The organism is Pseudomonas sp. LB3P31, assembly GCF_054897945.1.
Genome location: NZ_CM142710.1, coordinates 2,870,248 through 2,892,196 on the forward strand (window position 1 = coordinate 2,870,248; position 21,949 = coordinate 2,892,196).

At 61.0% G+C, this 21,949-nt stretch carries 16 protein-coding genes; 2 read left to right on the plus strand and 14 right to left on the minus strand.

Annotated features, from left to right (window positions below; translation table 11 throughout):
• Window position 1: 1 nt before the first annotated feature.
• The 14 genes from ACYZTK_RS13055 to glnE form a co-directional block, all read right to left on the minus strand.
• Window positions 2-958: a glycosyltransferase family protein gene (locus ACYZTK_RS13055; protein ID WP_462014810.1), complete on the minus strand. Its 957-nt coding sequence runs from the start codon at window positions 956-958 to the stop codon at window positions 2-4.
• A complete protein-coding gene (locus tag ACYZTK_RS13060; RefSeq protein WP_462014811.1) occupies window positions 955-2,397 on the minus strand; it encodes a PIG-L deacetylase family protein in 1,443 nt (480 codons plus the stop codon). The genes ACYZTK_RS13055 and ACYZTK_RS13060 overlap by 4 nt, the downstream gene beginning before the upstream one ends.
• The gene (locus ACYZTK_RS13065; protein ID WP_462014812.1) at window positions 2,394-3,290 is read right to left on the minus strand and encodes an antimicrobial resistance protein Mig-14; all 897 of its coding nucleotides are present in this window, start codon (window positions 3,288-3,290) and stop codon (window positions 2,394-2,396) included. The genes ACYZTK_RS13060 and ACYZTK_RS13065 overlap by 4 nt, the downstream gene beginning before the upstream one ends.
• Window positions 3,290-4,420 (minus strand): glycosyltransferase, encoded by a 1,131-nt coding sequence (locus ACYZTK_RS13070; RefSeq protein WP_462014813.1) that lies wholly within the window; start codon window positions 4,418-4,420, stop codon window positions 3,290-3,292. The genes ACYZTK_RS13065 and ACYZTK_RS13070 overlap by 1 nt, the downstream gene beginning before the upstream one ends.
• A complete protein-coding gene (locus ACYZTK_RS13075) occupies window positions 4,404-6,161 on the minus strand; it encodes a carbamoyltransferase family protein (RefSeq protein WP_462014814.1) in 1,758 nt (585 codons plus the stop codon). Before ACYZTK_RS13075 ends, ACYZTK_RS13070 begins: the two co-directional genes overlap by 17 nt.
• A 179-nt stretch (window positions 6,162-6,340) precedes the next feature.
• A complete protein-coding gene (locus tag ACYZTK_RS13080) occupies window positions 6,341-6,667 on the minus strand; it encodes a YceK/YidQ family lipoprotein (RefSeq protein WP_462014815.1) in 327 nt (108 codons plus the stop codon).
• A gap of 153 nt (window positions 6,668-6,820) precedes the next feature.
• Complete coding sequence (locus ACYZTK_RS13085; RefSeq protein WP_462014816.1) at window positions 6,821-8,272, minus strand: lipopolysaccharide kinase InaA family protein; 1,452 nt, start codon at window positions 8,270-8,272, stop codon at window positions 6,821-6,823.
• Complete coding sequence (locus ACYZTK_RS13090) at window positions 8,272-9,024, minus strand: lipopolysaccharide kinase InaA family protein (RefSeq protein WP_462014817.1); 753 nt, start codon at window positions 9,022-9,024, stop codon at window positions 8,272-8,274. Before ACYZTK_RS13090 ends, ACYZTK_RS13085 begins: the two co-directional genes overlap by 1 nt.
• Complete coding sequence (locus ACYZTK_RS13095) at window positions 9,021-9,755, minus strand: lipopolysaccharide kinase InaA family protein (RefSeq protein ID WP_462014818.1); 735 nt, start codon at window positions 9,753-9,755, stop codon at window positions 9,021-9,023. The genes ACYZTK_RS13090 and ACYZTK_RS13095 overlap by 4 nt, the downstream gene beginning before the upstream one ends.
• Window positions 9,755-10,561 carry a lipopolysaccharide core heptose(I) kinase RfaP gene (rfaP, locus tag ACYZTK_RS13100; RefSeq protein ID WP_462014819.1) on the minus strand — a complete coding sequence of 269 codons (807 nt, stop codon included), beginning with the start codon at window positions 10,559-10,561 and terminating at the stop codon, window positions 9,755-9,757. Before rfaP ends, ACYZTK_RS13095 begins: the two co-directional genes overlap by 1 nt.
• A complete protein-coding gene (locus ACYZTK_RS13105; protein WP_462014820.1) occupies window positions 10,558-11,682 on the minus strand; it encodes a glycosyltransferase family 4 protein in 1,125 nt (374 codons plus the stop codon). Before ACYZTK_RS13105 ends, rfaP begins: the two co-directional genes overlap by 4 nt.
• Window positions 11,682-12,743: a lipopolysaccharide heptosyltransferase I gene (gene waaC, locus ACYZTK_RS13110; protein WP_462014821.1), complete on the minus strand. Its 1,062-nt coding sequence runs from the start codon at window positions 12,741-12,743 to the stop codon at window positions 11,682-11,684. The genes ACYZTK_RS13105 and waaC overlap by 1 nt, the downstream gene beginning before the upstream one ends.
• A 1-nt stretch (window position 12,744) precedes the next feature.
• On the minus strand, window positions 12,745-13,779 hold the full coding sequence (waaF, locus tag ACYZTK_RS13115) for a lipopolysaccharide heptosyltransferase II (protein WP_462014822.1): 1,035 nt from the start codon (window positions 13,777-13,779) through the stop codon (window positions 12,745-12,747).
• 50 nt (window positions 13,780-13,829) lie between these two features.
• Window positions 13,830-16,769, minus strand: coding sequence for a bifunctional [glutamate--ammonia ligase]-adenylyl-L-tyrosine phosphorylase/[glutamate--ammonia-ligase] adenylyltransferase (gene glnE, locus ACYZTK_RS13120; protein ID WP_462014823.1), 2,940 nt, complete (start codon window positions 16,767-16,769; stop codon window positions 13,830-13,832).
• A 384-nt stretch (window positions 16,770-17,153) separates the two neighbouring features.
• Here glnE and aceE point away from each other — a divergent pair, with 384 nt between their 5' ends.
• The gene (aceE, locus tag ACYZTK_RS13125; protein ID WP_462014824.1) at window positions 17,154-19,799 is read left to right on the plus strand and encodes a pyruvate dehydrogenase (acetyl-transferring), homodimeric type; all 2,646 of its coding nucleotides are present in this window, start codon (window positions 17,154-17,156) and stop codon (window positions 19,797-19,799) included.
• Between the two features lie 11 nt (window positions 19,800-19,810).
• Window positions 19,811-21,757, plus strand: a complete 1,947-nt coding sequence (gene aceF, locus ACYZTK_RS13130; RefSeq protein ID WP_462014825.1) for a dihydrolipoyllysine-residue acetyltransferase — start codon at window positions 19,811-19,813, stop codon at window positions 21,755-21,757.
• Window positions 21,758-21,949: the final 192 nt, after the last annotated feature.

Sequence of the window (21,949 nt, forward strand, 5' to 3'; positions counted from 1 at the left end):
GTCAAACGCCCAACTTCAGGCGCATTTTTTCCACCAGACTCAGGGGCGCACGCGGGCGTAACGTCGGCTTGAGTTCTTCGACTATACGCTGGCCTATACGCGCAAAGCTGAGCTGGGCGACCACCAGTTCGCGGCCATTGCGCGCAATATTGCGGGCCCGTTCCGGGTCGGCGCGAAGCAACGCCAGCTTTTCCTGCAGCTGTGCAATGGTCTGGTAGAACACTACGTTATGCATGTCCTGCAAACCCAGCGCGCGACTCTCGGCCTCGCCCTGGTCATACGCCAGCAACACACAACCGCAGGCCATGGCTTCGAAGTTCTTGATCATGAACTCGCCCATGCCCACGTCGGCGCTGACGAAAAAACGGATGCGATTGAGCGTATCGCAATATTCTTCGCCGGACTTGGTCCGGGTCACTACCAGCGATTCAACGCGCCCCAGTTCATCCAGCAAGGCTTTGCGCCCGCTGTAGGCAACGCTGTTGGTACTGCCGACGAATGCCAGTTCGATGTCCCGCTCCCGCCCCTGGTCCTGCAACAGCGTCTGGTCGTAGCCCTTGGGCACGAACACCGCATCAAAACCTTCCTCGCGCAGACGCTGGGATACCACGTATCCCGAGCTGATCACCCGCACCCACGGCAATTTACGGTAATGGGCGCTGAACTTGCCGGTGTACTTGCACGGAATGTAATTCTGGTAGGCGTCATGCTCCAGGAACACCAGGTTGGGCACGGTCTGGATAAATCGAACCTGCCTGATTTCCTTCTTGAAGCGCAGGAAAAACACGATGCGGTCGTATTGGGTCACATCGACATGCTTGCGGAAATACCCGCGCAGGTCGTCCTGCTCCGCGCTGGTCAATTCTCGCTTGTCGCAGTCGCAATGCTCGGCGATACCGTCGTAGAGACGATCCAGGATCGCTCGCTGCTCTTTCTGCACCAGGAACAGAACTTTCAATTGGTTTCTCTCTTTCCAGACGGCTCTTGCACCCAGAACAATTCATGACGGCGCACAGTTTTGCGGAAAAACTCGTTTTCCCCATAAGCAGGCCAGCGCCTGGCCGCCAGGCAGCGCTGGATGGCGCGCCGCAGCAGCCGCTTGAGCGGCATTCGCGGCTGCAGGTCATGCATCATGCCCAGCGCCATTGCCTTGTGGCACTGTTGCTCGGCTGACAGGCCAAGTGCCCAGGGACGCATGGGTTCGTCGGCCGCAAGCTGCGGCGGCAACGCCACGCCGGTGCCCGCTTCACCCATTGGCCAGCGATCGTTATCGTGCAGGTGATTGGCGTAGTACAACAAGGTTTCAGGCTGCCAGCGGGTGGCGTCCAGCGCTTCCATCACGGCTTGTTGCGAACACTGGTGGTCCGGATGGGGATCGAAGCGCGGATGCGGCAGGACGATGACCTGAGGCTGAATGCGCTCGATCAGCTCGTGCAGGTCTCCCAGGAGATTGTTCCAGGTAGGCGCGCCATCGGCGTCGCTGCGCAGGGCAAACGGATTGAAGCGGCGGAAGTAGCGGGTATCGCCCAGTTGCGCTTCACGGGACGCCGCCGCAAGGGCCGGCGCATCCTGCATGGCTGGCAATTGCAGGCAGAAATACCCCAGCTGGATGCAACGCTCCTGCGGCACACCGCCCCACAAGGGCACGCCAATGCTGTCCCATGCACGTAGCGAACCCTTGAGGCGGGCTGCTTCGACACTGTCAAGGCCCATCTGCTGGTAATGCCCTGCCTCAATTTCGCCGGCGGTCACGGTCACGATCCAGCTCTGCTCGGCGCTGCTGTACAAGCCGAAAGCCGCCAGCTCGGCGTCGTCGGCGTGGGGGGCGACGACCATGACCCGCTTGTTGCGATAGTCCGGATACTCGAACGCCCAGAGCACCGGCTCACCGAGCAATCGACAGAAGTGTCCTCGCAGGCGCAGCTCGCCCCGGGACAGCACCGCCGCCTGACCACTGAGATTGAGATAGCGCAGCCCATCGACGCCGCGCTCAAAGGCCTGGCGATCGGGATTGCTGCCCCCCGCCAACTCGACCACAGGATCGAAAAACCGCCCCAGCCACGTGCTTTTTATCCGTAGCGCCAGGATCAGCGTGGCGTCATCAACCAGCATGACACCCTCGTCCAGGCGCAGACGGTCACCGTCCAGATGCACCTTGGGCTGCTGGGTGTACGGTGGAAAGCTGTATTGGTAATCGTCGCCAGGGGAATAGAACAGGTGGTCGGCGAACCAGGCTTCGTGGGCTATCCAGCCCAGCACCGCAACCACCAGCGGCAGCCACCAGGTCACCAGCAGGCCGATGGCGAGCAACACCAGCAAGGCGATGATCAGGCCCAGGCGCTTGTTGCGTCGGTGGCGTTTGAGCAATTGCTGTTTGCGGCTGACAGGCTGGTTCATACGGTAAACACCGGTACGGGGTTGCACCAACGATCCTTGTATTCTCGATCGGCGCGGCCGAAGGAGAAGCGCAAGGGTTTGTCGAGCGCCCGGGCATGCTCCCAGGCACTTTGGGTGTTGAGAAAACTCAGCACGCTGCCAGGACTGAACTCGCGGGTTTGAGGGTCGACGCCGCCGTTGATGTACTCGACGCTGATCCATTCTGGAGCTTCTACGCGGTACACCAGCTGAATCGCAATCGGCGCGTCATTCAAAAAGATCACCGAGCCAATCAACAACTCGCGCAGCAGCTCAATGACCTCGGCCATGCGCTTGGCACCCGTGGCCGGAAAACCCCAGCGCCGCTGGAACAGATCGCAATAGATCGCTGCCAGTTCGCTGCTGGAAAAATCGCCAACCGGGCGCACGACGCCGCCCGCTTCTTCAAGCAGGCGCAGTTCGCGGCGCTGGTTGTAGCGGAATTTCTTCGACAATTCTTCGGGAGTGCGGGCCATGGCCAGTTGCTCGGCCTGAAGCTTGATGCCGGTAAATCGGCCTTCACTCAACGCCGACAGGTACCGCGCCCGATGGCGCAGCGGCGCCTGGGCTTCGGCTGCGGCCGGCAGGATCAGTTCGGCATTGCCCAGATCAAACAGGCCTTTTTTACCGCGCCGCTTGAGTACATCCTTGGACAGCGCCAGGTCGCGACCCCATGTGGGAATTGCGGCCTTGACTTCACCTTGCTGCTCCCATCCAAGGTAGCGCACCGGGATGTCGGCCATCTGAGCCAGCCGTTCCACAACCAGCGGATGAGTGGCGACGCTGCCGCCATAACGATGCCAGGCGTCGGTATAGGCTCGGGCATCGATTACTGCCCAGCCGCGTTCGCGCCAGCCTTGAAGTCGGTTGAACATCAGCCCCTCGGTGCCAGTTCGGTAACACGCGGCAGACGCCAGAAGGCGTCACCTACCGCGCGATCGGAGAAGCGCTCGTGCAAGCGCTCGAGCATCAGCTCGGCACACTGGCAGCGCTGCTGATCGTCCATTGCGGCCAGATGCTGCAGGCCTTGAGCCAAATGCTCGGCATCCCCCAATGGAAACAGGATGCCGACTCCTTCGACCACTTCCTTGGCCCCGCCTGCCGCAGTCGCAAGCAGCGGGACCCCGGCGGCCATGGCTTCCAGCAACACCATGCCGAAAGGTTCGTGATCGGAACTCAGGGCAAACACATCGAACGCACGGAAATAACGCCGGGCCTCGGGCACTTGGCCGAGGAACAATACCCGGTCTCCGATCCCCAACTCACGGGCGAGCGCCTTGAGTTCGTGCTCCAGGCGACCGGTGCCAAGGATGACCATCTGGCTGTTCGCCGGCAAACCCGGCAAAGCCGCAGCAAACCCGCGCAACAGCGTGGCCTGGTCTTTGTCCGGATGCAGGCGCCCGACGTTACCGACGACCCATGCGTCCATCGACAAGCCAAGGCTCTCCCGGGCTACCTGCCTTGAAAGCTGGCTGTCCTGCAACGCCTGCACGTCGATCCGGTTATAGAGCGTCTGAATCCGCGCGGCCGGCCATTTCGGCAGGCATTGACGCATGTCGTCACGCACCGCATCGGAAACACCAAGCAGGCTCAAACGTTTGCGGAAAATATGGGCAAAGAGTTTGCGGGTACCGCGTTTGTAGTCGCCAAACGCATGGTGCACCCCAATCACCGGCAACGAGGTGCCGAGCAAGGCGATATAAATAGGCTTGAAACGGTGCGCGATGCACAAACTGAAGTTGCGCGAAGCGGCGATCTTGCGCAGATCGCCGATGGCTCCCAGCTTCAGGCCGCGAATGGCCTTCGAGCTGTACTCCATGAACAACACTTCATCGGAAGCACAGCCCGCGGCCACCTCGGCATCGGCGACTCCGGTGAGGAACACCGTGGTCACCCGATATCCGGTCCCCGCGAACAGGCTGGCGTACTGCCGGGCGCAGTCCAGAAACGGCCCGTCATAGCCGTGACAGAACTGCAGCACATGGCGTTCAGCCGAGCGTGTCATATGCGTCCGCGCCCTCTTTGACCACCAGAATGTCTTCCATGATCAGATACTGCAGGTCGGAACCGAAGAACATGTTCAAGGCGTCGGTCGGCGAGCAGATCATCGGTTCGCCACGACGGTTGAGCGAGGTGTTCAACGACACGCCGTTGCCGGTCAGCACTTCCAGCGCCTTCATCATGTCGTAGTAGCGCGGGTTGTATTCGCGCTTGAGCACCTGGGCCCGGGACGTACCGTCTTCGTGGACGACTTCCGGCACGCGGGTCTTCCACTCTTCAGCCACTTCAAAGGTGAAGGTCATGAATGGCGCCGGGTGATCGATCTTGATCATCTGCGGTGCAACGGTGTCGAGCATCGATGGGCAGAAAGGCCTCCAGCGCTCGCGGAACTTGATTTGGTGGTTGATGCGGTCAGCCACACCAGTGGCGCTCGGGCAACCAATGATCGAACGACCACCCAGTGCGCGCGGACCGAACTCCATACGTCCCTGGAACCAGGCCACCGGATTGCCATCAACCATGATCTTGGCGATGTTTTCCGGCATGTTCTCGAGCTTGCGCCACACCGGCTTGCTCGGGTGACGGGCACAGGCTGCCACTACGTCTTCGTTGGAGTAGGACGGGCCGAGGTAGACGTGCTCCATCTTCTCAACCGGTACGCCACGGGCGTGGGACACATAAGCTGCGGCACCCACTGCGGTACCGGCATCGCCGGACGCCGGCTGCACGAAGAGTTCCTTGACGTCGTCGCGGGCAATGATCTTCTGGTTCAACTTGACGTTCAACGCACAGCCGCCGGCGAACGCCAGCTTGCCGGTTTCCTTGAGCACATCACCCAGGTAGTGGTCGATCATCTGCAGGGAAATTTTCTCGAACAGCGCCTGCATGCTCGCGGCGTAGTGGATGTACGGCTCGTCGGCGATGTCGCCTTCGCGCTTCGGACCCAGCCACTCGATCAGTTTCGGCGAGAAATAGAACCCCTTGCCTTTCTCTTTATAACGACGCAGGCCGATCACGTTGGCGTAGTCGGTGTTGATCACCAGCTCGCCGTTCTCGAAGGAAGCCAGGCGGGAGAAATCGTATTTGCTGGCATCCCCGTAAGGTGCCATGCCCATGACCTTGAACTCACCGTCGAGCATCTCGAAACCAAGGAACTCGGTGATCGCGCCATACAGGCCGCCGAGCGAATCAGGATCGAAGAATTCCTTGATCTTGTGGATCTTGCCGTTCTCGCCATAACCGAAGAAGGTTGTGGCGTACTCACCCTTACCGTCGATCCCCAGGATCGCGGTCTTCTCCTTGAAGCCGGAGCAGTGGTAGGCGCTGGATGCATGGGCCAGGTGATGCTCGACCGGCTCGATCTTGATCTTCTTCGGATCGAAACCCAGTTGCTCAAGGCACCAGACAATCTTGTTGCGATAGCGCTTGTAGCGACGGTTGCCCATCAGGATCGCATCGAGTGCGCGGTCCGGGGCGTACCAGTAACGCTTGGCGTAGTGCCAGCGGGCCGCGCCAAACAGGCTGATCGGGGCGAACGGAATCGCGACCACGTCGACATCGGATGGCTTGATGCCGGCCTGTTCGAGGCAGAACTTCGCCGATTCGTAGGGCATGCGGTTCTTTGCATGTTTATCGCGTACAAAGCGCTCTTCCTCAGCCGCCGCGACCAGCTTGCCGTCGATATACAAGGCTGCGGAAGGATCATGGCTAAGGGCGCCGGACAGGCCAAGAATCGTCAATGCCACAGGGGTCTAGCCTCTTTAGTCTGCATTCAGGCGCGATGCGCCTCAAAAAATTGATGTGCCCTCGCAAGCGGCGAGAGACAGCTAAAGGGCGGGATTATAGCGTAAACGTGGCGGGAATGACCCAGTGCGTATTAGCCCGTGACGATGAAGCACTGGAAAGCCCTGCGGCCGCTGATCATCTAAGGCCTCCAGTAAATACTGATATTGCCCTCGGTCACCTGCCGGTAAATGGTGTACGGCAGGGAAATGGTGTCGAGGACGCCTGACAGGGGTAAGTCCAGCAGCAGGAACGGCACAAGAAAGCCACCAGGGTCGGGCGGCGCATTCAACACGCAAAAGTCATAGGCCAGGCCGCTGTAGACCCGTGGAATGGACTGACAGTTGGTTTTCTGTTTCCTGAGATTACGAGCGGCATCGGCATCGTCCTGCAACACCGTCATCGCGGTTCCGCAGCCCGATAAAGCGAATGACAATGCCCCGATTGCAACAGCCCTTTTCATGATCAAACCTGCCCTGCGTGAACGTCAGGCAAGTTAGCATCGCGGCGGCTCAGGGCACAGTTCATGGCCTCTGTAGATCATGTAGGACATTTCACAAGAACCTGTCCGGCGAATCGCACAAACTCACCCTGTAGGAGTGAGCCTGCTCGCGATAGCAATTCAGGCAGCGCCGACTATATTTTTGGGCAGCCGCCGATCGATAACCTGATACAACGCACTGCTCTCAGGCCAGTTACGCATGAACCGCGCCCGATCCCGTGCATAGGCCGGGGCAAAACTGCCCAGCGAACCGTGCTGGCACATCGAGTCCAGATCAATCAGCGCCCAGCGATCCTCATGCCAGAACAGGTTATGCCCCTTGAAATCGCCATGGCTGATTCGCTCGCCAATCAACTCGGCAAATAGATGATCCAGTGCCAGTAACTCCGCTTCGGGCGCCTCACCGCTTTCAACGTAGGGGGCAAACCGCTCGATGATGTCCGGTCCCGGCAGGTACTCGGTCACCAGGTACGCTTTACTGCGCAGCCAGAAAAAGCGTTTTTCCAGCATTGCTAACGGTTTGGGCGTAGCGATACCGAGAAATGCCAGGCGATTGCCCTCGCGCCACGAATGCCAGGCACGGCTCGGGCGCCAGAAGCGTTTCAACCAATGAGCAAACCCCTTGATGTTGTAACGCTTGATAACCAGCTTGCGACCGTCAACCTCGACTTTTCCTACGCTCGCCGCGCCGCCGGTCTTGTACAGCTGACCTTGATCCAGCAAAGCATCGGCGTCTTCCAGCACCGGCAGCATCGCTGCCTCTTCCTCGCGCCGGATCGCCCGCAAGCCGAACGCACCGCGCTGTACGCTGAACAGCGTGCACTCACGTCCGACCTTGATCAAATAGTCCTTGAGGCGCCAGGCGCGGACCTTGTTGATCTGCTTCTGCAGCGCCTCCATGGGCAAGGCGTGCTCACCATTGCTCAGCAGGTAATACACCAGCAGTTCTTCGGTGAACGGCTCCAGGGATTTAGGCAACTGGGCGAAAAACACCCCAAGGTTTTCCAGAACTTTTTGCCGCGACAGTGGCTGCCCCGGCGTCTCGGCGCAGATTCCCGCGCCATCAATCAAATACAGTCGGCCGCGCTGACGCAGCAGGTTGTCCAGGTGCAGGTCTTCCTGCCACAGGCCTTTGCGGTGCAACTGGCCTATAGCCCCCAGCGCATCGGCCAACACCGCCGACTGCGCATCCGCCAGCATCGGCAAGTCCTCGACCTGTTGCCAGGCATCACCGAGGCTTTGCGCTTCCTCAAGGAAATCGAACAGCAGCCAGCCGCCCTCGCCTTCCTTCAAGCCATCAGCGAGCAGCAACGGCGTGGTCAGGCCTTGATCGGCGAGCAAACGCACGCCATTGAGTTCGCGCTGGAAGTGCCGCGACGCCTTGCCGCCCACCAGAAGCTTGGCCAGCACCGGGCGACCCCGCCACACACCTGCGCCCACATAGCGCTGCCCTGGCAGCACCCGCAGCAAGCTGAGCAACTGCAAGTCGGCAGGCCCGGCGGCATCGGCCAGTGAAATGCTCAGTGGCAGGCCCGGGTTGCGGCCGGCGCTCTTCAATTCGGACAAACGCATCAGCGCGTCTCCTTGTGGCCGCGTCGTGCGTTCAGTCGCAGTAACCAGTTGTCGATCAGCGAACTGTCCACCGATTGCTCCAGATATACCGCCAGCAACTCGCGCAGCTGGGCGTCAGTCCATTGGGGCGCGCGGCGCAGTAGTGGCTCGAGATCCTTGACCCGGTCGCGCTGCCCCAACAGCAATGGCCGGGTCTTCTCCAGGTCGATCAGTTGGGCTTGATAGCCGCTGGCGGTGGTCTGCAGGAAAATGTGCTTGGGGTAGAAACAGCCGTGAACCTGACGTGCGCCGTGCAGACGCCGGGCAAGCAGACCACAGGCGCGGATGATCGCCGAATGATCCGGCTCGCTGAGTTGTGACCAGCGCTGCAACAGCGAATCGAGGTCATCCCAGCCATCCAGCGCACGGGTCAGCAAAATCGCGCGGACTTCACCGTCGACTTTGCGCTGACCAAAAAACGCCGCTTTCAACGCCGGAATGCCCAGGCTTTCGTAGCGGCTGATATTACGAAACTCGCGGGCAAAACTCGGCTCGCCAAAGGGCGCATGCAGGGTGCGCATCTGGTAGTTGCTCTGGCGCTTGAGGTAATAGCCGTGGCCTTCGAGGTCCAGGCGAAACACACTGCTCCAGCCGCCGCGCGCGGTGTTCGGCTCGTCCACCGCTTCCAGCTGCTTGGCCCAAAGTGCATCGAAGTTGCCCAGACCGTGGCGTTCAAGTAACGCACGGTCTTCAGCGGCGAGAAAATCAGTCATTCGCGACCCTCGAAAAATCTCACGACGTGGCGAATGCGCTTTTTGTCTGCGTCATTCAAACGATCACGCTGGCGATACTGCAGGTAGAAGCGCAGGCGCTGGGTGGCCGACAGCTGATACTTGGCGACCTTGTCCAGGCACGCCAGGTCCTTGGTGATGCGGTATTTGAGCCAGAAGCCGCGCCAGAAGTCGCCGTTCGGGCAATCGATCAGGAACAGCCGGGCCTGATCGTCAATCAACAGGTTGCGCCACTTCAAATCGTTATGGGTGAAGCGGTGATCGTGCATGGTCCGGGTGTAGCCGGCCAACTGGCGGCTGACCAGGTCGACCCAGGCGCGATCGGCTAGCTTGGGATCATGCCGTTCGGCCAGCACCGACAAGTCTTCGGTGTTCGGCAGCTCCCGGGTGATCATCGCGCCACGATCATACGCCGCGCCGCGCCGCTCCAGGCCCCACGCCACCACTTCGGCCGTGGGAATGCCCCATTTGGCGAAGCGCTTGAGGTTCTGCCACTCGGCCTTGACCCGTGGTTTGCCCAGGTAACGCCGCAGGCCTTTGCCGGCGCCGACGTAGCGCTTGACGTAGTAATTGACGCCGTTGCGTTCGACGCGGATCACCTCAGACAGTGGATCATGGGTCAGGCGCTCGCCCTGCAGCGCAAAAACTGCCTCAAGACTGCCAAAATCATCGGCCAGTTCGCTGTAGGCCGGTTCCAGGTTCCAACCCGACATCAGAGCGCATCCCCGTATCGCTGTTTACGATCGTAGAGCTTGTTGGCCTTGCCCTCGAGCCAGGCGAGCAAAGCAGCTTCCTGACCCAGGATCTGCCGCAGTGGCTGCTGGAAGTAACCTCTCAGGAAGCGCATTTTGTCGCGGCGGGTCAGGCCGATGTCCAGGGCTGAAAAGTACAGCGCGGCCAGGTCCTTGTTGCGCCAGCGCTGAGTGATCGCTGGGCGGGTCTGGGCCCGGTGCAGATCGATCACCGAGAGCTTGAAGTCGTCAGCCGTCACCGGCTTGTCGGTGTGCAGCAGGAAGTGGCAGATATAACAGTCGCGGTGGTTGACGCCCCCGCGGTGCATCATGCCGGTCATCCGCGCGACTTCGGCGATCAGCGCGTGCTTGAGTTTCGGTAGCGGAGGGCTCTTCACCCAATCGATACTGAAATCCTCGAGGCTGACGGTCGGCGCCAGTTCTTCGGTGACGATGAACGAATGCTGGTCCGCCGGGTTGCTGCCCTTTTCCCCGTACGCCACTGCCGTCATGGTCGGCACGCCGACTTCCTTGAGACGCTGGATTGCCGTCCATTCCTGGCCGGCGCCGAGCACTGGCATCTTGGCAGTGAGCAGGTTCTTGAAGATTTCACCCCAACCCACGCCGCGGTGGATCTTCACGAAAAATCCGTGGCCGTCGACTTCAGTGCGCAAGGTGCGACGCGCTTCAAGCTCGCGGTACACCTCGCCTTCGAGACGCTCGACTTCGGTGAAAGGATCGCGTCCGGCCCAGAGGCTCTTGAACGGTTCAGCCAGTATCAACTTCATTTAGCCTGCTCCGCCAGAATCACATCGGCCGCGTGCTGCGGCATGCTGTAGAGGTCGGCCGTCTCGGCGAAGGCCAGGCCATTGCGGCTCCAGGCCGCCCGCGCTTGATCGTCGTTCAACATGTCGGCCAGATATTGGTTTAACTGCGCCTGATCGAAAGGTTCGTCCAGCACTCGCCCGGCGTCGGCCTCGGCAATGTAATGGGCATAACCACAGACCGCGGTGACCAGCACCGGCAGGCCGGCGACCACCGCCTCAAGCAGCACGGTTCCGGTGTTCTCGTTGTAAGCGGGGTGGATCAACAGGTCGGCCCCGAGCAGGAAACGCGGAATATCACTGCGGCCCTTGAGAAACGTCACGTTGTCGCCCAGGCCCAAAGTTGCGCTTTGCATCTGGAATAACTTGGGGTCGTCCTGGCCGATTACAAACAGCCGGGTGCGCTTCTTCAGATCGGCGGGCAACGCGGCCAGCGCCTTGAGGCTGCGATCGACGCCTTTGGTCTTGAACCCGGAGCCGATTTGCACCAGCAGCAGATCATCGTCTTTCAAATTGAATTCAGCACGGAATTGCGCGCGAACCTCGGCGGCATTCGCCGGTGCGCGACGGTCCTGGGAAATACCCGGCGGCAGCAGATGGAAGCGCTCCAGCGGCGTGCCGTAATGCTTGATGAACAGTGGCTGCTGGACTTCGGAAATCATCAGGACTTCGGTCTTGGCGTCCTTGGCGAACACGGCGCGCTCGTACTCGGCGAAGTGCCGGTAGCGGCCCCAGCGACGGTACAGCGAGTTGCGCAGGTTCTGCGCCTTATCCTCGAAGCAACCGTCGGCGGCGTAGTAGACGTCCAGGCCCGGCATCTTGTTGAAACCGATCAGGCGGTCCACCGGACGCTTGGCCAGGTCCGCCTCCATCCACTCGCTGAGTTTCTCGTTGCGCCGATGATTGAAGAACGCCTTGACCGGCGCCACCAGCACTTCGAAGCCCGGGGGAATGTCGCCTTCCCAGATAAGCGTGTAGACGCGAATCTGATGACCGCGTTGCTGGCATTCCAGCGCGATGCGCATGAAGTCGCGCTGCAGGCCGCCGAATGGGAAATACTTGTACAAGACGAATGCCAATTGCATCAGCGCAGCTCCTCAGCCAGTAACAACGTGCTCAGTCGGGTCGCGACACGCTCGGGATTCAAACGCGTGAAGCACAGCGGCCATTCGCGTTTCAGGTCAAACCGGCTGGCATCTTCGGCAGTCGGTTGATAAGTGCATTTCTTCTGCAGGCATGGCGCGCACGGGAAGTCGCTGGCGATGTGAATCTGCGATTTGCCGTAGGCGCCGGTCAGGCCCGGGTTGGTCGGGCCGAACAACGACAATGTCGGCACGTCCAGCGCGGCCGCCAGGTGACCAAGGCCGGTGTCCACCGCCACGCAGGCCTGCGCGCCGGCGAGCACCTTGCCGACGCCCGCCAGGTTCAGCCTGGGCAGGACTTCAACGTGGCGCATGTCTTTGGCGATGCGCTCGGCCCGCGCCTTCTCGGCCGGGTTGCCCCAAGCCAGCTTTACTCCAACACCCAGGTAACCCACGCGTTCGGCCAACTCGCGCCAATAGGCTTCGGGCCAATGCTTGGTGTCCCAGGTGGTGCCGTGCAGGAACAGCACGTAGGGATTCTTGCGCGGCAGCTCGACCAGGCGCTCGACGTTCAGGCCATAGTCGCCCAGGCCTTTGGGCAAGTCGTAGCCCAAGGCGATAGCGAACAACTGGCGCACCCGCTCCACGGCATGCTGGCCGCGGGCAACCGCCAGGCGCCGATTGTAAAAGCGTGCGGCGATCGGCTCGCGGGCCGAGCCTTTGTCGAGGCCGGCTACCGGCGCCTTGACATAGCGGGTCAGCAAGGCACTTTTCAACAGGCCCTGGGCGTCGATCACCAGATCATATTTTGCCGCGCGGATGCTTTGCTTGAAGCGCTTCCACTCGCCGCTCTTGATGGTCTGCCAGATGTTCTTGCGCCAGCGACGAATCGCGACCGGGATCACCTTGCCCACCGCCGGGTGCCAGGTGGGAATTTCCGCGAAGCCTTCTTCTACCACCCAGTCGAATTGAATGCCGGGAATCGCCCGGGCCGCGTCGGTCAGCGCCGGCAACGCATGGATCACGTCGCCGAGCGAAGAAGTCTTGATCAGCAGGACCCGCAAATTAATTGACCTCGACCACAGTGCCCTGCAATCGCTGCAAGGCTTCGTTCACGGCTTGCGGCATCAGCTGACGCAGGCAGTTGTAATGGCCGAAACGGCACGTACGGTCGAAGCACGGGCTGCATTCGATGCCCAGGCGAACGATTTCGACGTGCTCGGCCAGCGGCGGCGTGAATCCCGGTGAAGTGGAGCCGTAGACCGCCACCAGCGGACGGTTCAGCGCAGCGGCCACGTGCATCAGGCCAGAGTCGTTGGACACTACCGAGTCGGCGCAGGACAACAGGTCGATGGCCTCGGCCAGGGAAGTACCGCCACTGAGGTTCACCGCCTCTTCGCGTAAGCCGGGAATCAGCCGGGCGCGGATGTCTTCACCCACGCCGTGGTCGTTTTTCGAACCGAACAGCCAGACCTGCCAGCCTTCGCGGATCTTGGTTTCGGCGACCTTGGCATAGTGCTCGGAGGGCCAGCGCTTGGATTCGCCGAACTCGGCACCGGGGCACAGCGCCAGCACCGGACGGTCGAGGGTCAGGCCGAACTTGGCCAGCGCCGCTTCGCGGGTGACCGGATCGATCTGCAGGGTCGGTCGCGGATAAGGCTTGGGCAGCTCCAGGCCGGGCTCGAACGCAAGGGCCATGAAGCGCTCGATCATCAGCGGATAACGTTCCTTGTCGAGCGTGCGCACGTCATTGAGCAGGCCGTAGCGAAATTCGCCACGCCAGCCGGTGCGTTTCGGGATGCCGGCAAAGAACGGCACCAGCGCCGACTTCAATGAGTTGGGCAGCAGGATCGCCTGGTCGTATTGGCCGGCCAGGGATTTGCCGATACGCCGCCGGGTCGCCAGTTCAAGCGCGCCATGACCGAGCGGAAAGCTCAAGGCCTGGCGCACTTCGGGCATGCGCTCCAGGATTGGCCGGCTCCACTCGGGCGCCAGGACGTCGATTTCGCATTGCGGGTGGCGCTGCTTGAGACACTGAAAAAGTGTCTGCGCCATCACCATGTCACCGACCCAACTGGGCCCAACGATCAGAATTTTCATGTGGTTTCCAAAAACGAACCGGGGAGGCATACGCCTCCCCGCCTCGTGAATCAGCTTAGCCCCAGCTCGCGCCAGATCCGCAATACCTGCCGTCGTTCATCCACGAACTGATCGCCGGGAATCACCCCGGCGTCTTTCTGCAAGGCCTGCCGGTGGGCGGCGGAGCGGTAGGCTTTATAGGCCTCGCGCAACAGACTGGCATCTTTGGCGGGCATCAAGCCCTCCTCCTCCAGCCCTTCCAGAATACGTATATTGTCGGTCCAGCGTAGCAATGACGGGTGCGTTTGCGACCACGCCAGGGCCGCGTATTGCACCATAAATTCAATATCGACGATACCTCCGGCGTCCTGCTTGAGATCGAACGGCGCCGTGGCCTCGAAGGCATTTGCCCCGGTGCCGGCCGCCGTGCTCTTGCTGCCAAGGTTATCGCGCATCTTCGCACGCATCTCACTGACCTCCTGACGCAAGGTCGGCAGGTCCCTGGCCTTGCCCAGCACCGTGGCGCGCACTTTCTCGAATGCCTGGCCGACATCCTGGCTGCCTACCAGCACCCGGGCCCGCACCAGCGCCTGATGCTCCCAGGTCCAGGCCTCGTTTTCCTGATAACGCGAAAACGCCCCGAGCGAACTCACCAGCAAGCCCGACGCACCGGACGGTCGCAGGCGCATATCCACTTCATACAGCTGGCCGGAGTTGGTCTGAGTCGTCAACAAGTGAATGATCCGCTGGCCCAGCCGGGTGAAAAATTGCGCGCCATCGATGGATTTCGCCCCGTCGGTTTCCGCCTGGGGATCGCCGTCGTGGATAAACACCAGGTCCAGGTCCGAACCATGCCCGAGTTCCAGCCCGCCGACTTTCCCATAACCGACAATGATGAAGCCGGGATCGCACAAAGTGCCGTCGGTGCGCAGTGGCGTGCCGTATTTGGCCACTGTCTGGCGCCAGGCCAGGGCCAGCACCTGCTCGAGGATGGCCTCGGCCAGCCAGGTCAGGTAGTCGCTGACCTTCATCAGCGGCAGGCTGCCGGCAATTTCCGAGGCGGCAACCCGCAAGCGGTGCGCCAGCTTGAAATGCCGTAGGGCCTCCATCTGCTGCTCCAGGTCATCCTCGGGAATTCGCGTCAGGCGCTCGCGCAACTCTGCCGCCAGCTCCGGGGCCAAGGGCGGCTTGAACAGCCGACCTTCATTGAGCAGCTCGTCGAGCAGCAGCGGGAAGCGGGTGATCTGTTCGGCGATCCACGGGCTCGCGGCACACAGGGTCAATAGCCTGCGCAGTGCCCCCGGATTCTCCGTCAACAACACCAGATACGCCGAGCGCCGCGCCACGGCTTCCACCAAGGGCAGCACCCGCTCCAGCACCAGATCCGGGTTGGCGTGCTCCACCGCCTGGGCCAACAACCGTGGAATAAACGCATCCAGCCGCTCGCGACCAAGGCGCTGCATGGCGCGCAGCTGCGGACTGCCGCGCAAACTGGCGAGGGCTTTCAGGGCCTTGGTCGCATCAGCGAAACCGCCCTCCTCCAGCTGACGGCAGGCGGCCTCCTCGTCTTGGGCTTCCTCCCAGAGCGGCAGCCATTCACCACCGACCACCACTTCGCTTTCGGTGCCTTCCTCCTCGTCCGGATCGGCAATCACCTGACCGAAGTGCCAGGCCACCCGATCGCGCCAGTGCATCAGCTGTTCATGGAAGGCTGGCCAGTCGGCAAAGCCCAGCATGAAAGCGATACGCGCCTGGTCTTGCGCGCCATCAGGCAGCATCTGGGTCTGACGGTCGGCAATCGCCTGGATAGCATGCTCGGTATAACGCAGGAATTCGTAGCCTTCGCGCAGTTCGCTGATCACCGCTGGCGGCAGGTAACCCTGGCCTTCCAGGGTGCTCAGCACCTTTAACAGTGGACGCTGCTGCAGGCTCAGGTCGCGACCACCGTGGATCAGCTGGAAAGCCTGGGCGATAAACTCCACCTCGCGGATCCCACCGGAGCCGAGCTTGATATTGTCGGCCATGCCCTTGCGCCGCACTTCCTGCTGGATCAGCTGCTTCATCGTGCGCAGTGCTTCGATTGCCGAGAAATCCAGGTATCGACGGTAGACGAAGGGCCGCAGCATCTCCTGCAGTTGCGCACCAGCGACCTGATCTCCAGCCACCACCCGCGACTTGATCATCGCGTAACGCTCCCAATCGCGCCCCTGATCCTGATAATACTGCTCCAGCGCATTGAAGCTCAGCACCAATGCACCCGCCGAGCCGTAGGGCCGCAGGCGCATATCGACGCGAAACACAAAACCGTCGACCGTCATTGGGTCCAGGGCCTTGATCAGGCGCTGGCCCAGGCGGATGAAAAATTCCTGGTTATCCAGCGAGCGTTTGACGCCCACGGTTTCCCCGCCCTCGGGATAGGCGAAGATCAGATCGATGTCCGAAGAGAGGTTCAGCTCCACCGCACCGAGCTTGCCCATGCCGAGGATGACCATCTGCTGCGGTTCGCCACTGCGCCGGCTGGTGGGCACACCGAACTGCTGGCAATGGCGCGCGTACAGCCATTGATAGGCTTGATCGATGCTGGCGTCGGCCATGTCCGAGAGGTCGCGGCAGCTCTGCACCAGATCGGCCTGGCGCGTCAGGTCGCGCCAGATGATGCGCACCTGATGGCGGGTGCGCTGGCGGCGCAAGGCACGCCCGAGCTCGTCTTCGGTTTCGCTCAGGTTCACCGCCGCAGCGATTTGCGCGCACAATTCGCCCGGGGCGAAATGCCGATCCAGTTCACCTGACTGCACCAGCCCCAGCAACATCAAAGGGTCACGCACACTCTGTTCAATCACGAAGTCGCTGGCGGCGGTTACGCGGGCAAACTGCGCCCAGCGTTCAGCGGTCCACGCCGACAGGCCATGTTCATCATCGAGTGCCTCAACGGCAGCACGGAACGACTGCTCCGCGCGGGTGACAAATGGCAGGAGAACGGCGGGCAGTTCGGCAAGCGCTGGGAGGCTCATGGTCTATCCTTGATCGGCGTGGAACGCGCTGCATGTAGTGAATTTCGAAAAGCCACTACCTGATCGACTGTCGAACAAAGGTTATAAATAGCTGAAATTGTTTCAATGTTGGCAGCGATCATCAAGCTTTCACCTTTTTCGGTTGGCAAAAGACCAACCTTAACGATTATTCTCACAACGCAGCCGGAGGCCACAAGCCGCTCATCTGTAGTTTTACTACTCGTATATACATTCGAATAGCTGAAATGCCCGAAGATTTGTAGTAAAACTACACGCCGCCGGAACACACCTCTCGGCAATCCAAGAATTTATATCGTCTGCCCACAAGGCCAGTCGCAAACTCAGGCAACCGATTCTGGAAGCCTTTCCGCCCTGGAGCAAGCCATGCAAGACCTCGATCCCGTCGAAACCCAGGAATGGCTGGACGCCCTGGAATCGGTTCTCGATAAAGAAGGCGAAGACCGCGCTCACTATCTGATGACCCGAATGGGTGAACTCGCAACCCGCAGCGGTTCGCAGTTGCCTTACGCCATCACCACGCCATACCGCAACACCATTCCCGTTACCCACGAAGCACGCATGCCTGGCGACCTGTTCATGGAACGCCGCATTCGCTCGTTGGTACGCTGGAACGCCATGGCCATGGTAATGCGTACGAACCTGAAAGATTCCGACCTTGGCGGTCACATCTCCAGCTTCGCTTCCAGTGCGACCCTGTATGACATCGGCTTCAACTATTTCTTCCAGGCCCCGACCGACGAACACGGCGGCGACCTGATCTACTTCCAGGGCCACACCTCGCCAGGCGTTTACGCCCGTGCATTCATGGAAGGCCGCATCACCGAAGACCAGATGAACAACTTCCGCCAGGAAGTCGACGGTCAGGGCCTGTCGTCCTACCCGCACCCTTGGCTGATGCCTGATTTCTGGCAGTTCCCGACTGTATCCATGGGACTGGGTCCGATCCAGGCGATCTACCAGGCACGTTTCATGAAGTACCTGGAAGCCCGTGGCTTCATTCCGGAAGGCAAGCAAAAAGTCTGGTGCTTCCTGGGCGACGGCGAGTGCGACGAGCCGGAATCCTTGGGCGCGATCTCGCTGGCTGGCCGCGAGAAGCTCGACAACCTGATCTTCGTCATCAACTGCAACCTGCAGCGCCTCGACGGCCCGGTTCGCGGTAACGGCAAGATCATCCAGGAACTCGAAGGCGTGTTCCGCGGTGCTCAGTGGAACGTGACCAAAGTCATCTGGGGCCGTTTCTGGGACCCACTGCTGGCCAAGGACGTCGACGGTATCCTGCAACGTCGCATGGACGAAGTCATCGACGGCGAGTACCAGAACTACAAAGCCAAAGACGGCGCGTTCGTCCGTGAACACTTCTTCAACTCGCCAGAACTCAAGGCGATGGTTGCCGATCTGTCGGACGATGAGATCTGGAAACTCAACCGTGGCGGCCACGACCCGTACAAGGTCTACGCGGCGTACCACGAAGCGGTCAACCACAAAGAACAACCTACCGTTATCCTGGCCAAGACCATCAAGGGTTATGGCACCGGCGCTGGCGAAGCGAAGAACACTGCGCACAACACCAAGAAAGTCGATGTCGACAGCCTGAAGTTGTTCCGCGATCGTTTCGACATCCCGGTAAAAGACGACGAGCTGGAAAACCTGCCGTTCTTCAAGCCGGAGCCAAACAGCGCCGAAGCCCGTTACCTGAGCGAGCGCCGCACTGCCCTGGGCGGTTTCGTGCCGCAGCGCCGCGCCAAGAGCGTGAGCATTCCGACACCGCCACTCGATACCCTCAAGGCTATCCTGGACGGCTCGGGCGACCGTGAAATCTCCACCACCATGGCCTTCGTGCGGATCCTTGCGCAGCTGGTCAAGGACAAGGAAATCGGCTCGCGCATCGTTCCGATCATTCCGGACGAAGCCCGTACCTTCGGTATGGAAGGCATGTTCCGTCAGTTGGGCATCTACTCGTCCGTCGGCCAGCTCTACGAGCCAGTCGATAAAGACCAGGTGATGTTCTACAAGGAAGACAAAAAGGGCCAGATCCTCGAAGAAGGCATCAACGAAGCGGGCGCCATGAGCTCGTTCATCGCTGCCGGTACTTCGTACTCCAGCCACAACCAGCCAATGCTGCCGTTCTACATCTTCTACTCGATGTTCGGCTTCCAGCGTATTGGCGACCTGGCCTGGGCTGCCGGCGACAGCCGCACCCGTGGCTTCCTGATCGGCGGCACCGCCGGCCGGACCACGCTGAACGGCGAAGGCCTGCAGCACGAAGACGGCCACAGCCACATCCTGGCCGCGACCATCCCAAACTGCCGCACCTATGATCCGACCTACGGCTATGAGCTGGCGGTGATCATCCAGGACGGCATGAAGAAGATGACCGAAGAGCAACAGGACGTTTTCTACTACATCACCGTGATGAACGAGTCGTACCAGCAGCCAGCCATGCCGGCCGGTGCCGAAGAAGGCATCAAGAAAGGCATGTACCTGCTGGAAGAAGACACCCGCGAAGCGGCGCATCACGTTCAGCTGATGGGCTCCGGCACCATCCTGCGTGAAGTGCGTGAAGCAGCGAAGATCCTGCGTGAAGAGTTCAACATCGGCGCCGACGTCTGGAGCGTAACCAGCTTCAACGAGCTGCGTCGCGATGGCCTGGCCGTCGAGCGCAGCAACCGTCTGCACCCGGGCCAGAAGCCGCAACTGAGCTACGTCGAAGAATGCCTGAACGGCCGTAAAGGTCCGGTCATCGCTTCTACCGACTACATGAAGATGTTCGCTGAGCAAATCCGCCAGTGGGTCCCGTCCAAGGAATTCAAAGTCCTGGGCACCGACGGTTTCGGCCGCAGTGACAGCCGCAAGAAGCTGCGTCACTTCTTCGAAGTCGATCGTCAATTCGTGGTGTTGGCAGCCCTGGAAGCATTGGCTGACCGTGGTGACATCGAACCTAAAGTGGTGGCTGAAGCCATCGCCAAGTTCGGCATCGACCCGGAAAAACGCAACCCACTGGACTGCTGAGGAGACACTCTGTGAGCGAACTCATTCGCGTACCTGACATCGGCAGCGGTGAAGGTGAAGTAATCGAACTATTTGTGAAGGTCGGCGACCGTATCGAAGCCGAGCAGAGCATCCTGACGCTCGAGTCGGACAAGGCCAGCATGGAAGTGCCTGCGCCCAAGGCCGGCATCGTCAAAAGCCTCAAAGTGAAGCTGGGCGACCGCCTCAAAGAGGGCGACGAGCTGCTGGAGCTGGAAGTTGAAGGTGAGACTGCGGCCGCTCCTGCGGCTGCCGCTGCGCCGGCTGCGAAGGCTGAAGCGGCTCCGGCTGCTGCACCTGCTCCGGCCGCGCCTGCTGCGGCACCGGCTGCCGCTTCGGTTCAGCAAGTGCACGTGCCGGACATCGGTTCGTCAGGCAAAGCCCAGATCATCGAGATCCAGGTCAAGGTTGGCGACACGGTCGAGGCTGATCAATCCTTGATCACCCTGGAGTCCGACAAGGCGAGCATGGAAATCCCATCGCCTGCTGCTGGCGTGGTCAAGAGCATCAGCGTCAAGCTCAATGACGAAGTCGGCACCGGCGACCTGATCCTCGATTTGGAAGTGGCAGGTGCCGCTGCACCGGCTGCGGCTCCTGCCCAGGCGGCTGCTCCGGCTCAAGCCGCTGCACCGGCCCCGGCCGCGGCGCCTGCTGCTCCGGTTGCCGACAGCGTCCAGGACATTCATGTCCCGGACATCGGCTCGTCGGGCAAGGCCAAGATCATCGAAGTACTGGTCAAGGCCGGCGACACCGTCACCGCCGACCAGTCGCTGATCACCCTGGAATCCGACAAGGCGAGCATGGAAATTCCATCGCCTGCCGCCGGCGTGGTGGAAAGCATTTCCGTCAAGCTGGACGACGAAGTCGGTACTGGCGACCTGATTCTCAAGCTGAAAGTCAAAGGCGCTGCTCCAGCTCAAGCCGCCGCGCCTGCTGCTGCACCTGCGGCGACCAAGGCTGAAGCTGCTCCCGCTGCCGCTGCGCCAGCCGCACCGGCTGCTGCTCCGGCCAAGCCAGGCGCCAAGGTTCACGCCGGCCCGGCGGTTCGCCAGCTGGCCCGTGAGTTCGGCGTCGAGCTGAATGCGGTCGGCGCAAGCGGTCCACACGGTCGCATCCTCAAAGAAGACGTGCAGGTTTACGTCAAAGCCATGATGCAGAAGGCCAAGGAAGCACCGGCCGCTGCAGGCGGTGCCACGGGTGGTGCGGGCATCCCGCCGATTCCGGTCGTGGACTTCAGCCGCTTTGGCGAAACCGAAGAAGTGCCGATGACTCGCCTGATGCAGATCGGCGCGTCTAGCCTGCACCGCAGTTGGTTGAACATTCCACACGTGACTCAGTTCGACTCGGCTGATATCACCGAGCTGGAAGCGTTCCGTATCGCCCAGAAAGCTGTTGCAGAGAAGGCCGGCGTCAAGCTGACCATCCTGCCGCTGCTGCTCAAATCCTGCGCGCACCTGCTCAAGGAACTGCCGGACTTCAACAGTTCGCTGGCCCCAAGTGGCAAGGCGATCATCCGCAAGAAGTACGTGAACATCGGCTTCGCAGTGGATACGCCTGAAGGCCTGCTGGTTCCGGTCATCAAGAACGTTGACCAGAAGAGCCTGCTGCAGCTGGCCGCTGAGGCAGCTGCTCTGGCCGCCAAAGCGCGCGACAAGAAGCTTACCGCTGACGACATGCAAGGCGCCTGCTTCACCATTTCCAGCCTCGGCCACATTGGCGGCACCGGCTTCACGCCGATCGTCAACGCGCCGGAAGTGGCGATCCTCGGCGTTTCCAAGGCAACCATCCAGCCAGTCTGGGACGGCAAAGCCTTCCAGCCGAAGCTGATGCTGCCGCTGTCGCTGTCCTACGATCACCGCGTGATCAACGGCGCCGCTGCTGCACGCTTCACCAAGCGTCTGAGCGATCTGCTGGCCGACATCCGCACCATCCTGCTGTAAGACAGTCGGCCCTCCTTCACCGGAGGGCCAGCTGCGTTCCACGTTTTCCGAGCGCCACGCTCGTACCTCAACCCCGCCAATTTGGCGGGGCTTTTTTTGCCTGCGGTTTACCTGCACCTTCCTACAGTTGTGGCTGATAACGCCCACAACTCCAGTCCATTTCTGCCCGGTATTTTTTAGGGTCCAATCAAT

What these genes read in the sequence shown, in the direction of transcription:
- rfaP (WP_462014819.1), bottom strand. Translation starts at nt 10,561, where the DNA reads ATGAAGTTGATACTGGCTGAACCGTTCAAGAGCCTCTGGGCCGGACGC.
- ACYZTK_RS13065 (WP_462014812.1), bottom strand. Translation starts at nt 3,290, where the DNA reads ATGTTCAACCGACTTCAAGGCTGGCGCGAACGCGGCTGGGCAGTAATC.
- aceE (WP_462014824.1), top strand. Translation starts at nt 17,154, where the DNA reads ATGCAAGACCTCGATCCCGTCGAAACCCAGGAATGGCTGGACGCCCTG.
- ACYZTK_RS13060 (WP_462014811.1), bottom strand. Translation starts at nt 2,397, where the DNA reads ATGAACCAGCCTGTCAGCCGCAAACAGCAATTGCTCAAACGCCACCGA.
- ACYZTK_RS13090 (WP_462014817.1), bottom strand. Translation starts at nt 9,024, where the DNA reads ATGACTGATTTTCTCGCCGCTGAAGACCGTGCGTTACTTGAACGCCAC.
- glnE (WP_462014823.1), bottom strand. Translation starts at nt 16,769, where the DNA reads ATGAGCCTCCCAGCGCTTGCCGAACTGCCCGCCGTTCTCCTGCCATTT.
- waaF (WP_462014822.1), bottom strand. Translation starts at nt 13,779, where the DNA reads ATGAAAATTCTGATCGTTGGGCCCAGTTGGGTCGGTGACATGGTGATG.
- ACYZTK_RS13085 (WP_462014816.1), bottom strand. Translation starts at nt 8,272, where the DNA reads ATGCGTTTGTCCGAATTGAAGAGCGCCGGCCGCAACCCGGGCCTGCCA.
- ACYZTK_RS13095 (WP_462014818.1), bottom strand. Translation starts at nt 9,755, where the DNA reads ATGTCGGGTTGGAACCTGGAACCGGCCTACAGCGAACTGGCCGATGAT.
- ACYZTK_RS13070 (WP_462014813.1), bottom strand. Translation starts at nt 4,420, where the DNA reads ATGACACGCTCGGCTGAACGCCATGTGCTGCAGTTCTGTCACGGCTAT.
- ACYZTK_RS13105 (WP_462014820.1), bottom strand. Translation starts at nt 11,682, where the DNA reads ATGCAATTGGCATTCGTCTTGTACAAGTATTTCCCATTCGGCGGCCTG.